The sequence below is a fragment of the Solwaraspora sp. WMMA2101 genome, from assembly GCF_049179175.1.
Taxonomy (GTDB): Bacteria; Actinomycetota; Actinomycetes; order Mycobacteriales; family Micromonosporaceae; genus Micromonospora_E.
The window spans coordinates 6,123,379-6,135,692 of record NZ_JBMHMA010000006.1; the positions used below are offsets into that span (position 1 = coordinate 6,123,379).

Below are 12,314 nucleotides of genomic sequence, written 5' to 3' on the forward strand. Positions count from 1 at the left end.
TTCATGACTTCGGACAGCACAGGCGATGCCGGCGGATCGGCCTTCGTGGTCCCGGCGGAGCTGGCCGCATCCCACGGCACCTACTTCGGCGACGCCGGGCGGGCCTGGATCGCGGCGTTGCCGCACCTGGCGGCAGCCACCATGGACGGGTGGGGGCTGCGCCCTGACGGGCCGGCGAGCTGCGGCGCGATCGCCCTCGTGCTGCCCGTCGTACAGGCCGACGGGTCCCCGGCCATGCTGAAACTGCAGCCGATCGACGAGGAGACCGTCGGCGAGCCGGTGGCGCTGCGGACGTGGGACGGCGACGGCGCTGTCCGACTCCTACGGCACGACGCACGCTCCGGCACGATGCTGCTGGAACGCCTCGACGCCGGCCGTACCCTCGCCGCCGTACCCGATGATCTGACCGCGCTGCGGATCCTCAGCCAGCTCCTCGCCCGGCTGACCTCGATCGCCGCCCCGCCCGACGTACGTCGCCTCGCCGACGTCGCAGCCGGCATGCTCGACCGGGTGCCGCAGGCGCTGGCACGACTGTCCGCCGCCGACCATCCGCTGGTCCGGCGGTGCGCGGCGGCTGTCGAGGAGCTGCTGCCGGAGGCCGGTGACCGGCTGCTGCACTGGGATCTGCACTACGACAACGTCCTCGCGTCCCGGACCGACCCGTCCGGGTTCGGCTCGGCCTCGTCCGACAGTCGGGAGCCGTGGCTGGCGATCGACCCGAAACCACTCGCCGGCGACCCCTGCTTCGAGCTTCTCCCCGCCCTGCACAACCGCTGGGACGACGTGGCCGCCACCGGCGACGTGCCGCGTGCGGTCCTGCGACGCTTCGACCTGATGACCGAGATACTGGGTGTCGACCGGCAACGGGCGGTCGGTTGGACGTTGGGGCGCGTACTGCAGAACCTGCTCTGGGAGTCCGGAGCCGGCGGCCCGGCGTGGCACAGCGCGCCGGACCGCGCTATCGCCCACGCCCTACTGCACCAGGACTGAACTGCGGTCAGTCGATCGTGGCGATGAGACGGCGTAGCGCGGCGTGGGCGGGCGGACCCCACGTCTGCTTGCCGCCGGGCCGGCCGTGCAACCCGGCGTCGCCGATGAGGATTCCACTGAGCGCGCGGGCCATCGCCCAGCCACGAGCGCGGCGCTTCGTCGCGGCGTCCAGAATCGGCTGGTACGCCGCGTAGAGGTGGTCGATGCTGTCGTCCGGAAGCAGGATCCACCCGGCGGCGAGGTCGGACGCCGGGTCGCCCGCACAGAGGTCACCGAAGTCGATGACACCGCAGATGGTGCCGTCGGCTGTCAGGACGTTGGCCGGATGCAGGTCGGCGTGCAGCCACAGCGCTGGACCCGACCATTCGGGGGCGGCGACCGCGTCCCGCCAGACAGCCTGGACGGCCTCCGGGTCGTCGAGCAGCCCGCGCTCGGTGACCTCGGCGAGTCCACGGATGAACTGGTCGGTGTGGTCAGTCAACGACCCGCCCCGGCCGCTGCCGCTGCCCGTGGGTGCGCCGTCAGGAGCGGGTTGGTGCAGTGCGGTCAGGAACGCTGCCAGGGACTGGGCCGCGTCGCGGGCACGGGTGATCGGGGCAAGGTCGGCGGGGGCACCCGGGACCCAGGTGGTGACGAGCCAGGGCCGAGGGAAACGCTCAGATGGCTCGCCGAGCCGCTGCGGTACGGGAACCGGCAGCGGCAGGTACGGCGCCAGCGCGGGTAGCCAGGCGTACTCCTTGTACAGCAACATGTCGGCGGTGACGGTCGCCCAGGGCAACCGGACAGCGAGGTCGTCACCGAGGCGCCACATCTGGTTGTCCCAGCCGCGCGCGACCAGCCGAATCGGCCGGTCGGCGAGGTCGGGACACTGATCGCGGAGCAGGTCCCGGATCAGCTCCGCGGTGATCTTGACCTCGACGTGGTCCACGGGGAGTAACAGTAGTCGCATCGGTGGTCCGAGTTGGCGTCTAGTATGATTTACTTGATCTGTCTATCGGGCTAGGCTAGGCTGCGTGAAGCGGGTTGACCTAATTAAGAAGATCGGCACGGCGGCAGCTGAGGCCGGCAAGGAGTTCGAGCTGCTTCGTGAAGGCGGGAGTCACTCCATCTTTCGGTGTGGCGGTCAGAAGGTTGTGATACCCCGACATCGGGAAATCAACGAATACACGGCACGGGGCATCATGAGCGATCTCGACGATCAACTCGGGGAGGATTGGTGGAAGTGACGACCTACTCCGTGGTTTGCCGGCGGGTCGGCAACTGGTGGGCCATCAGCGTGCCTGAACTCAAGGGCGTGCACACCCAGGCGCGGCGACTCGACCAGGTCGCTGCGATGGCTCGAGAAGCGATCGCGTTGCTGCTGGACATCGACCCGGACAGGGTGGAAGTCGATGTCCGTCCTGAACTTCCCGGTATGGTTTCGGTAGCTTTGGACGCCAGGCGGGCAGCCCAGGACGCCGACGAGAAGGCTGAACGGGCGACCGCAACAGCGGTGCTGGCGCTTCTACGTGACGGCTATACCGTCCGGGATGCAGGCGCACTTCTCGGACTGTCACCCCAACGTATTTCGCAGATCGCCGCACGGAACACCACTACCCCTACGTCATCGGCGGCATAAGTTCGGTCGCCCGACTTGACGCAGGCGGGGGGTCGGTCCGTGTGGTCCATCGACGGTCGATGCTGCCGAGTAGCGCGTCCTGGTGATCGGCGAGGTGGGCTCGCAGGGGCAGCGGGACGAATCGGCAGGTAAACCGCAGCCTGCGGTCCGTCCCCATGCCGGTCACCGTGTGCTGCCAGGCATCGGGGGTGTAGTCCGGGGCCTGCAGGTGGAAGTAGGTGGTGTGGCGAGGTTGACCGGTCTCGGGATGCGGTTTGTGCTCGATTCCGATCTCTCGGACCACGGTTATGTCGGTCAGGCCGGTCTCCTCGGTGACTTCGCGAAGCACCGCGTCGTGTAGCTCCTCGCCGGGCTGCACACCGCCAGCGGGCACCTGAGTGCCGGCGTCGGGGAAGTCGATGTGGTCGAAGACCAGGAGTTGCGCACCGCTGCCGGTGGTCCGGACGACGTATCCAGCGACGCGGATCCGTGTGTAGGGCCTCATCGGTACATCGTGCACGGCCGTGAGGTATCACGACGGGTTGCCTTGGCGGTCACCCTTCACAAGGGCTGCGAGCGCAGAAAGCTATCGTCGCTGTACGTTTTCCACGTGCGTGCGCCGGTGAACGTGACGATCTGGGATGGTCCGGCTGCAGCGGCACCCGCGATTCTGATCCACGGCACGCTCAGCCGCAGCGGTCCAGGACGCGCGTGAATTCATGTCTGGTGCCCGCCGGTGGACCGCACAGCAGTATCTCGACTTGGTTTACCCGGCCGGGCAGCCGCGCCCTGAGCCGGCGGACTGGCTGGAACGGGCGGCCCGGACCGCCCTGAACGAACGTCCATGCTGGCTCGCGAATCTGGCGACCCAGCCGCTGGCGGATGCCGCATTCGCGAAGCTGGTGATCGTCGGCGACTGGGGTACGGTCCCCGGCGGCTACCGGCCCGGCATGGCGCAGGTGATGGAGAAGTAGCGGCGACGGTCGCTGACCGGATCGGAGCTCGCCTCGTCCGGGTCCGCGGTGCCGCGCACGAGCCCCACCGCGAGCAGCCCGACGCCGTCAACAAGGTGCTCGAACAGCTGTGGTCAACCGGATGAGGTGGTAGTCCGCTCCATCTGCCGGTGACCGATCGGATGCGCGTGAGCTGACATGCCGTCGGCGTGTCGTGTCGATGGCGCGTAGTGGATCACGGCTGGGCCGGCCGTCGCCCCGCCGAAGGCACCGCCCTGGACGGGTGCGCCGGTGGCGTGCCGGCGCACCCGGACCGAGGCGGGGGAGAGGCCCGGTCAGAACGGGCTGAGCACCACTCCGGCGGCGCGGGGGTCGCTGTCGTGGACGAGGGACTCGAAGGCGCCGACGTCGTCGAAGGCGAAGGCGTACGCCTTCCCGTCGCGCATGTTGGCGTGGATGATCCGGGCGTACTGGTTGGTCGGGTTGCTGCGGTAGAACTCGGCGGCGTTGGTGCTGGGTTGGGTGTGGATGGTGCCGAGGGTGCCACGGTTCAGCGCGGCGCACAGCGTACGGGAGATCGGCCCGACCACCTGGTCGTTGGGGGCGGGCAGGTCACCGTCGCAGCCCCACACGCTCGCCGACGAGGGCCGGTTGAACGAGGCGACGACCTGGCCGGCGCTGTTGGTGAAGGTCATCACCCGGCCCGAGGTCCGGCCGAAGTAGCGGACGTCGGGGCGGTCGCCGAACGGTACGACGGTCAGTGTCCGGCTGGTGTACGCGTTCCACGCCGAGGTGATGTAGGAGTCCAGGTAGGTGGTGCTGAACAGTCCGGCGCCGGCCGCCTTGCCCGGAGCGAGCACCCGCAGCACGGTGCCGTCGCCCCGGGTCTGCACCGTGTTGGCCCAGCCGGACTGGGCGCGGATTCCGTTGATGATCGCGTAGCGGCCGCCCGTGACGACGTCGCCGGTGCGCTTGGTGACGCCGTTGGCGCCGGTCACGGTGACCGCGTGCGGTACGGCGAACATGTCCACCTGGGAGCTGTTGAGCCACAGGCCGGCGTCGTTGTAGGTGAATTCGCTCCAGTCGAACAGGATGTCGCGGTTGGGGTCGCCGCCGGCCCAGGGGGCGGGCTGGACCAGGCCGGTCGGGGTGAGGAAGAACTTCAGTTTCTCCCCGAAGGAGAAGTAGACCCGGCCGGAGAAGCCACGCGGGAAGCGGATTGTCGCGCTGGTGCCGTTGGCCGGTCCGGCGATCGAGGCGTCCGGGGCGGGTGACGGTGGGATCTGCCCGCCGGACCAGGGGATGAACGTGCCGGCCTGGTTGACGTAGCCGAGGCGGCCGGAGGAGAGCTGTACGCCGATCACGTACAGGTGGACGGACCCGGCCCGGCCGGTGCTGTTGGTGACGGTGACCGGCAGCAGTGCCGGGCCGATCGCCTGGGCGGGGGTGGCGGCGACGAGGCCGGTCGGGACGGCGGTGAGCAGGGCGGCTGCGACGGCCAGCAGCTTTCTTCGGACAACCACGAGGGACTCCTCTGGTCGGAGGTCTGACGGGGTCGGACGGGCGAGAGAGCGCTCTCTGAGAAGAGTCTTACTGTTAACACTGTTTGTCAATAGATGTACGGCGATGTGGCGACCTGGGGGGGCAGGCATCGATATCCAGTTGCCGACCGGGTCGGGCGTCACCGACGATGGCCGTAATGGCGACGGGCGAACGGCCGATGGATGCCGCCCGTCGCCGTGAGCTTGCCCGCCGGGTGCTCGACGGCTACGCCAGCGGGCCCGACGCCCCGGTCCAGGCGACCGCCCGCGCTCTGACGAAGATCGACCGTGCCGTCGCCCTGGTGCTCGTCGAAGGCGTCAGCGACCAGATCGCGGTGGAGACGGCCGGGGCGGGCCTGGGTCGGGATCTCGACGCGGAACGGGTGGCGGTCGTGCCGATCGGCGGAGCACACGCGATCGGCCGATTCCTGGCCAGCCTCGGAGCACTCCACCCGCAGGCGCGGCTCGCCGGGCTGTGCGACCTGGCCGAGGTGGACATCGTCCGGCGGGGACTTGCCGCCGCCGGGGTCGGCGTACCCCTGACCCAGGCCGACCTCGCCGAGCTCGGGTTCTTCGTCTGCGTCGACGACCTGGAGGACGAACTCATCCGCGCCCTGGGCGTCGAGACGGTCAAAGCCGTCCTGGACTCCCAGGGCGACCTCGGGTCCTTTCGCACGTTGCAGGGCCAGCCCGCCTGGCGCGACCGGCGACCCGAAGCGCAGCTGCGGCGCTTCATGGGCAGCGGCTCGCGCCGAAAGTCACGTTACGCCCGGCTGCTCGTCGAGGCGGCCGTTGCCCGGGATGCCCTGCCCCGGCCCCTCGGCCGGCTGCTCGCCGTCGTCGGCACGCACTGAACCGTCACGGTGGCCACTGAGGCGACACCGCGAGCATCTTCCGCCAGTTGGGTGAGCGTTTACCGAATCCTGCTAGTTTCGGCCCGTGAGTGAGGCAGACGGATCACCCACCGTCCCACGTGTCGTCCGAAACGACTGGTCGTCGGTCGCCGCGCCCGATCTGGTGGATTGGCGACCCACCCTGACGGTGAGCGTCGTCATTCCGGCCTTCAACTGCCAGCCGACCCTCGATCTGACGCTGGCGTCGTTGAGTCGGCAGACGTACCCGCCCGAGCTGCTCGAGGTCGTCGTGGCCGACGACGGCTCGGACCCGCCGCTGACCCTGCCCCCGGTCCGGCCGGCGCGGACGAGGATCGTCCGGGTCGGTGCCGACGGCGTGGCCGGCTGGGGGCGGGCCGCCGCGCTGCGCTGCGGGGTCGCGCACAGCTCCGGTGAGATCCTGCACTGGCTGGACGCCGACATGATCGTCTACCCCGAGCATGTCGCGGCCCAGGTCCGCTGGCAGCACGTGCTGCCGTACGCGGTGACCCTCGGCTACAAGCGCTTCGTCGAGCCGGACGGCGACGGGCGGTGGCCGTCGGCCGAGACGGTCGCCGCGACACTCGACCGGGGCGCGGCGGCGGAACTGTTCGGTGACCGGGCCAGCGAGCCGCACAGCTACGTCGAGCGGTACATCAACCAGACCGACCAGCTCCGCATCGCCGACCACCACGTCTTCAAGATCCATGTCGGGGCGACCGCCGCGCTGCGCCGCGACCTGTACGAGCAGGCCGGCGGCTTCGACGCCGACCTGCGCCTCGGCGAGGACACCGAGTTCGGCTACCGCCTCGCCCAGGCAGGCGCGGTGTTCGTGCCGGAGCCGGCCGCGCGCAGCTGGCATCTCGGGCGTACCCATGTCATGCGGGCCCGCCAGGACGTCGCCCGCTGGAACCGCCCGTTCTTCGCCGACCGGGTCCCGTACCCCCGCACCTGGCGCAAGGTGGGCGGGACGTCCTGGTCCGTGCCGCTCGCCGAGGTGGTCATGGCCGTCGGTGACGAACCGCTGGAACGGGTACGGGCGGCGGTCGACTCGGTGCTGCGCGGCACCGAACACGACATCCGGATCACTCTCGTCGGCCCGTGGGACCGGCTCGACGACGCGCGCATGAGGGTCCTCACCGACCCGTCGCGAGACCTGCGGCTGATCGCCGCGACCTACCGGGGCGAACCACGGGTCCGACTGGCCACCGAGCCGCCCACCAGTGTCTTTCCTACCCCGTACCGGCTGGACCTGCCGGCCGCGTACGGCCTGGCGCCGGACGCGCTGCGGCGCCTGATCGACGTGGCCGACCGCTACCAGGTCGGGGTGGTCCGGGTCGATCCCGACGGCACCGCCGACGCTGTTGCGGAGGCCGGCGTCGCGCTGTGGCGGACCGCCGCGCTCGGCCGGGCCCGGTGGGTGCGCTGCGCCGACGAGCCGCTGTTCGACGTGGTGACATCGGTGTACGGGCACCGCGACGTCACCGCCGAGGCGGTCGGCGTCGTCGACCTGACCCGGTTCGACGCGGCCGACCTGGCGGGCGGCATGCCCCGGCTCACCGGTCGGGGCCGGGCACCCGCCCTGGTGCCGACGACGGTCGAGGTGGCGGGCGTGCGGTCGCTGGCCAGGGCCACCGTGGTGGTGGCGTGGATGGCAGGGCGGCGGGTACGGGCGACGCTGCGCGTACCCGCCCGCAGCGGCACCAGGATCGGCTAGGAAGCGACCGACCGATCGGCCGGGCGCGCCGGCTGCGCGGCGGCTGGTTGCGCTGGTTGCCCGGCGGCTGGTTGCCCGGCGGTCGGCTGCGCGGCGGCTGGTTGCCCGGCGCCCGGTTGCGCGGTCGGCGGCCGGTGACCCCGCTTGAGCACCATGTCCCGCACGGTACGGCGCAGATCCGGCGGGATCAGCCAGATCTGCGCGAACGTGAGGTAGTCCAGCAGGCCCGGCCGGCCATGCCGCCGCGCCTCGCGCAGCAGCGTCGTGAAGACCTTGCCGCTGCGGGTCGGTGCCGCCATCGAGCTGATCACGCTCATCGTGAGGGCGGCGTACGCGCGGGGGGTCATCAGCGGGCGACTGCGCTGCAGCCACTCGAACTGCGCCTGCCACGGCGAACGCAGGCTGATCCGCGGCCGGTTCTCGTCCTGGTGCCAGATGACCAGCGGCTCGTCGGCGAAGACGAGTGCGACGTCGTCGTGGCTCAGCGCCCGCAGCGACCAGTCGAGTTCCTGCATCCGGGGCACCGACGGATCGAACGGCACCCGGCGGAACAACTCGGTCGGGGCCATGATCGTCGACGTCTGGATGAACCCGTCACCGTGGAACAGCCCCCGTCGGACGGTGAAGTACTCACTGAGCGGCTCGTCCGGTCCGGGGAGCCGGCGGGGGATGACGAACTCGGCCCTGGGGGTCCGGTTGATCAGCCGGCTCGCGACGACCGGCAGCGGCGCGGACGCCGTACGGGCGACGTCGAGTTGGGCGGCGAGCTTGCCGGGCAGCCACTCGTCGTCGTCGTCGAGCAACGCCACCCAGGGCGCGTACGCGTGCCGTACCCCGGCGTTGCGGGCCGCCGGCGCGCCACCCCGTTCGGGTAGGCCGACCACCCGGATCCGGGGGTCGGCGATCGAGTCGAGGGCGACCCCGGTCGCCTCGTCGGGCCCGTCGACCACCACGATCACTTCGAGGTCCTCGACGGTTTGTGCCAGCGCACTGCGGACGGCGCGGGTGACGAGATCCGGACGACCGTGGGTCGGGATGACCACGCTGACGGTGGGCGTGTTGAGCATGCGTCGACCTGCCATGGGTGCGGTTGAGCAGCTACGGGCGATGGCGCAGGGCTGTCCTGTCGTACGGAACCTGGCCCGGGTGATCCTCGGGCGATGTTCGCCGCCGGGTACGTCCATCAGGTGAAGCCCAGACAGGCAACAGGCGTACAGACCGGGAAACACCCGGGTCTGTACGCCTGTCGAAGCGGTGCTCTGCGCCGGCGGAATCCGTCGCTCCGCGCTGCGGAACCCGTCCGCGAGCTGTCAGCCGTCCTGGTCCGCTGCCGTGGCGACCTCGGCGGCGGCCGCCTGGTCGAGCAGCCACCAGGTGCGCCGCACGCCGCGTACCCCGGACGCCGGGACCGCGACGGCGTCGGCGCCGCCGTACGCCTTGGCGACCGCCGTCGCCTTGTCCGCGCCGGCCGCGACCAGCCACACCTCGTCGGCGGTGTTGATCGTCGGCAGGGTCAACGTGATCCGGGTCGGCGGCGGCTTCGGGCTGTTGCGGACCGCCGCCACCGGGCGGGTTTCGCCGGTGACCGGATGGTCTGGGAAGACCGAGGCGACGTGCCCGTCCTCACCGACGCCGAGCATCAGCACGTCGAAACGGGGCAGCGGGGCCGTACCCGGGCCGGCGGCGACCCGGTCGAGGACGGCGGCGTACCGGGCGGCGGCGGCCTCCGGGTCGTCACCGTCGGGGCCGTCCGACGCCGGCATCGCGTGCACCCGCTGCGGGTCCAGCGGCAGTACGTCGAGCAGCGCCGCGCGGGCCTGGGTCTCGTTGCGGTCCGGGTCGCCGGCCGGCAGGAACCGTTCGTCGCCCCACCACAGGTCCACCCGGGACCAGTCGACCGCGTGCCGGGCCGGCAGTTCGCCGACGGCGCGCAGCACGGCCGCCGCGACCCGCCCGCCGGTGAGCACCACCGACGCCTCGCCCCGGTCGGCCTGGGCGTCGATCAGTGCGACGACGAGCCGGGACGCCACCGCGCTGGCCAGCACGGTGGCGTCCGGGTGGACCACGAGTCGGGAGCCACTCACGAGCCGCTCCGTGCCGGTTCGGCCGCGACATCCGCCGGCGGTGCGCCGGCGGCCGACTCCGTGGCCTTCGCCGGGTCCTTCCAGATGTGCACCCGCTTGGCGGGCCGGGCCGGCAGATCCGCCAACCCGGCGAGGGTGCCCAGCGCCTCCGAGTAGACCTGGTCGGCGTCGAGTCGCCGCAGCTCCTCGGCGAGTTCCTCACCCAACGGCCGGCGTACCAGCGGCATGTGCCGCTCCGGCTGACCGGTGCGGGTGAACAGCGCCGAACTGTCCTCGCGAACGATGCTCAGCCCGTCGCCGTTGGCGCAGCGCAGCTCCACCGAACGCATCCGGGGATGCGCCGTGGTCTCCTCCCACCGGGGGGTGATGCCGAGCCGGGCCGCCAGCCAGCTGATCATCAGCGCGGCGGTCGGGTCGGCCCGGGGCGCGGTCACCGTGGCGCCGGTGATCTGCGCCTCGGTGGTGTCGAACGCCCCGGCGACCAGGGTGCGCCACGGGGTGATCCGGGTCCAGGCCAGGTCGGTGTCGCCCGGTGCGTAGTCGACCGCCCGCTGCAGCAGCGCCTGCACCGGGTTCGGGGCCTGCGCCGAGTCGGTGATCCGCCGGTCGGCGACCACCCCGAGGTAGTCGTTGGCGATCTGCTCCGGCGGCTCGCCGTGCCACCAGGTCACCACCGGTACGTCCGGCACCAGCAGGGGCATCACCACCGACTCGGCGTGCAGCGCCAGCCGGCCGGAGGTCCGCATGACGACTGCCTCGCAGGGGCCGAGCCGGCCACCGACGACCACTTCGGCGTCGAGCCGGCTGCGTTTGCGGTCGATGTCGGCGCGGACCACCACGAGCAGCCGGCACGGGTGGGCGGCGGCGGCGATGGTGGCCGCCGCCTCCGCCTCACGTACCCGCTTCTCGTCGACCACGACGATCAGTGTCAGGGCCATCCCGCTGGCCACGCCGCCGGCGCTGCGCCGTTCGGCGGCCAGGGCCTTGACCACCTCGTTGCCGGTGGTGTCCCACAGGCTGATCATGCTCTCCTCCAGGACCGGCCCTCGCGGGCCAGCATCTCGTCGGCGGCCCGGGGGCCCCACTCGCCGGCCCGGTACTGCTCCGGCCGGGTGCCCTGCCAGGCTTCTTCGAGGGGGTCGATGACCCGCCAGCTCTGCTCCACCTCGGCGGCGTCCGGGAAGAGCGTGCGGTCACCGATCAGCACGTCGAGTACCAACCGCTCGTACGCCTCCGGGCTGGCCTCGGTGAACGCCTCGCCGTACTGGAAGTCCATGGCGATGTCGCGGACCTCCATTGTGGTGCCCGGCACCTTGGCGCCGAACTTGAGCACCACGCCTTCGTCCGGCTGCACCCGGATGACCAGCTGGTTGCTGCTGAGCATCTCCACGTCGGTGCGGTTGAACGGCAGGTGCGGTGCCGTCTTGAACATCACCGCCACCTCGGTCACCCGTCGGGGCAACCGCTTTCCGGCACGCAGGTAGAACGGCACCCCGGCCCACCGGCGGTTCTGGATGCCCAGCCGCATCGCCACGTACGTCTCGGTGGTCGAGTCGGCCGGCACGTTCGGCTCCTCCAGGTAGCCGCCCGCCCGCTGACCGGCCACCCAGCCGCGCAGGTACTGCCCCCGGACGGTGCCGGCCGCGACGTCGTCGGGCAGGCTGATCGCCCGCAGCACCTTCAGCTTCTCGGCCCGGATCTCGGCGGCGTCGAAGCTGGTCGGCTCCTCCATGGTGACCAGGGCGAGCAGTTGCAGCAGGTGGTTCTGCACCACGTCACGGGCCGCACCGGTGGCGTCGTAGAACCCGGCGCGGCTGCCGATGCCGACGTCCTCGGCCATGGTGATCTGCACCGAGTCGACGTACTTGGAGTTCCACAGCGGCTCGAACAGGTTGTTCGCGAACCGCAGCGCCATGATGTTCTGGACGGTCTCCTTGCCCAGGTAGTGGTCGATGCGGAACACGTCGTCGCGGGTGAAGACGTCGTCGACCAGGTCGTTGAGCGCCTTCGCCGACGGCAGGTCGTAGCCGAACGGCTTCTCCACCACCACCCGGCGCCAGCCGCCGCACCGCTCGTTGTCGGCCATGCCGGTACGCGCCAACTGCTTGAGCACCTGCGGGAACGCCGACGGCGGGATGGAGAAGTAGAACGCCGCGTTGCCGTGGATGCCGTGCGAGTGGCGCAACCCGTCCAGGCAGTCCGACAGCTTGTCGAACGCGGCGTCGTCGTCGAACGAGCCGCCGACGAACTTGATGTTGCCGGCCAGTCGGGACCAGACCTCCTCGCGCCAGGGGGTACGTGCGTACTCCTTGGCCGAGTCGTGCGCCAACGACTCGAAGTCGCCGTCGGTCCAGTCCCGCCGGGCGAACCCGAGCACCACGAAACCGGGTGGCAGCAGCCCTCGGTTGGCCAGGTCGTAGATGCCGGGGAGCAGTTTCTTGCGGGCCAGATCACCGGTGACGCCGAAGATCACCAGAGCGCAGGGCTCCGGGATGCGCGGCAGCCGCCGGTCCTGCGGGTCGCGCAGGGGGTTCACGTCGCCTCCTCAGTCCGTTCTCCG

13 protein-coding genes are annotated in these 12,314 nt (G+C 71.1%); 6 read left to right on the forward strand and 7 right to left on the reverse strand.

Annotated elements, in window-relative coordinates; translation table 11 throughout:
• Nucleotides 1-3 precede the first annotated feature (3 nt).
• On the forward strand, nucleotides 4-990 hold the full coding sequence (locus ACN28F_RS28920) for an aminoglycoside phosphotransferase family protein (protein ID WP_421360651.1): 987 nt from the start codon (nucleotides 4-6) through the stop codon (nucleotides 988-990).
• Nucleotides 991-997: 7 nt separating this feature from the next.
• Here the strand turns inward: ACN28F_RS28920 and ACN28F_RS28925 are convergent, their stop codons facing one another.
• On the reverse strand, nucleotides 998-1,918 hold the full coding sequence (locus ACN28F_RS28925; protein WP_421360654.1) for an aminoglycoside phosphotransferase family protein: 921 nt from the start codon (nucleotides 1,916-1,918) through the stop codon (nucleotides 998-1,000).
• 85 nt (nucleotides 1,919-2,003) lie between these two features.
• On the opposite strand from ACN28F_RS28925, the gene ACN28F_RS28930 reads away from it, so the two are divergent.
• Both ACN28F_RS28930 and ACN28F_RS28935 read left to right on the forward strand, forming a co-directional pair.
• A complete protein-coding gene (locus tag ACN28F_RS28930; protein ID WP_416630021.1) occupies nucleotides 2,004-2,216 on the forward strand; it encodes a type II toxin-antitoxin system HicA family toxin in 213 nt (70 codons plus the stop codon).
• Complete coding sequence (locus tag ACN28F_RS28935) at nucleotides 2,207-2,608, forward strand: type II toxin-antitoxin system HicB family antitoxin (protein ID WP_421360657.1); 402 nt, start codon at nucleotides 2,207-2,209, stop codon at nucleotides 2,606-2,608. The genes ACN28F_RS28930 and ACN28F_RS28935 overlap by 10 nt, the downstream gene beginning before the upstream one ends.
• Here ACN28F_RS28935 and ACN28F_RS28940 read toward each other — a convergent pair.
• On the reverse strand, nucleotides 2,589-3,092 hold the full coding sequence (locus ACN28F_RS28940) for an NUDIX hydrolase (RefSeq protein WP_421360660.1): 504 nt from the start codon (nucleotides 3,090-3,092) through the stop codon (nucleotides 2,589-2,591). The two genes, ACN28F_RS28935 and ACN28F_RS28940, sit on opposite strands and share 20 nt — an antisense overlap.
• Before the next feature lie 256 nt (nucleotides 3,093-3,348).
• On the opposite strand from ACN28F_RS28940, the gene ACN28F_RS28945 reads away from it, so the two are divergent.
• Nucleotides 3,349-3,561, forward strand: coding sequence for a hypothetical protein (locus ACN28F_RS28945; RefSeq protein ID WP_421360663.1), 213 nt, complete (start codon nucleotides 3,349-3,351; stop codon nucleotides 3,559-3,561).
• 314 nt (nucleotides 3,562-3,875) lie between these two features.
• Here the strand turns inward: ACN28F_RS28945 and ACN28F_RS28950 are convergent, their stop codons facing one another.
• The gene (locus ACN28F_RS28950) at nucleotides 3,876-5,063 is read right to left on the reverse strand and encodes a beta-1,3-glucanase family protein (protein ID WP_421360666.1); all 1,188 of its coding nucleotides are present in this window, start codon (nucleotides 5,061-5,063) and stop codon (nucleotides 3,876-3,878) included.
• A 176-nt stretch (nucleotides 5,064-5,239) separates the two neighbouring features.
• On the opposite strand from ACN28F_RS28950, the gene ACN28F_RS28955 reads away from it, so the two are divergent.
• Both ACN28F_RS28955 and ACN28F_RS28960 read left to right on the forward strand, forming a co-directional pair.
• Nucleotides 5,240-5,935, forward strand: coding sequence for a TOPRIM nucleotidyl transferase/hydrolase domain-containing protein (locus ACN28F_RS28955; protein ID WP_421360668.1), 696 nt, complete (start codon nucleotides 5,240-5,242; stop codon nucleotides 5,933-5,935).
• 187 nt (nucleotides 5,936-6,122) lie between these two features.
• On the forward strand, nucleotides 6,123-7,670 hold the full coding sequence (locus tag ACN28F_RS28960; RefSeq protein ID WP_421360672.1) for a glycosyltransferase: 1,548 nt from the start codon (nucleotides 6,123-6,125) through the stop codon (nucleotides 7,668-7,670).
• Here ACN28F_RS28960 and ACN28F_RS28965 read toward each other — a convergent pair.
• The 4 genes from ACN28F_RS28965 to zwf form a co-directional block, all read right to left on the reverse strand.
• A complete protein-coding gene (locus tag ACN28F_RS28965; RefSeq protein ID WP_289205618.1) occupies nucleotides 7,667-8,737 on the reverse strand; it encodes a glycosyltransferase family 2 protein in 1,071 nt (356 codons plus the stop codon). The two genes, ACN28F_RS28960 and ACN28F_RS28965, sit on opposite strands and share 4 nt — an antisense overlap.
• 243 nt (nucleotides 8,738-8,980) lie before the next feature.
• A complete protein-coding gene (gene pgl / locus ACN28F_RS28970; protein WP_421360675.1) occupies nucleotides 8,981-9,754 on the reverse strand; it encodes a 6-phosphogluconolactonase in 774 nt (257 codons plus the stop codon).
• Nucleotides 9,751-10,779, reverse strand: a complete 1,029-nt coding sequence (locus tag ACN28F_RS28975; RefSeq protein WP_289205620.1) for a glucose-6-phosphate dehydrogenase assembly protein OpcA — start codon at nucleotides 10,777-10,779, stop codon at nucleotides 9,751-9,753. The genes pgl and ACN28F_RS28975 overlap by 4 nt, the downstream gene beginning before the upstream one ends.
• The gene (gene zwf / locus ACN28F_RS28980) at nucleotides 10,776-12,290 is read right to left on the reverse strand and encodes a glucose-6-phosphate dehydrogenase (RefSeq protein WP_289205621.1); all 1,515 of its coding nucleotides are present in this window, start codon (nucleotides 12,288-12,290) and stop codon (nucleotides 10,776-10,778) included. The genes ACN28F_RS28975 and zwf overlap by 4 nt, the downstream gene beginning before the upstream one ends.
• Nucleotides 12,291-12,314 lie beyond the last annotated feature (24 nt).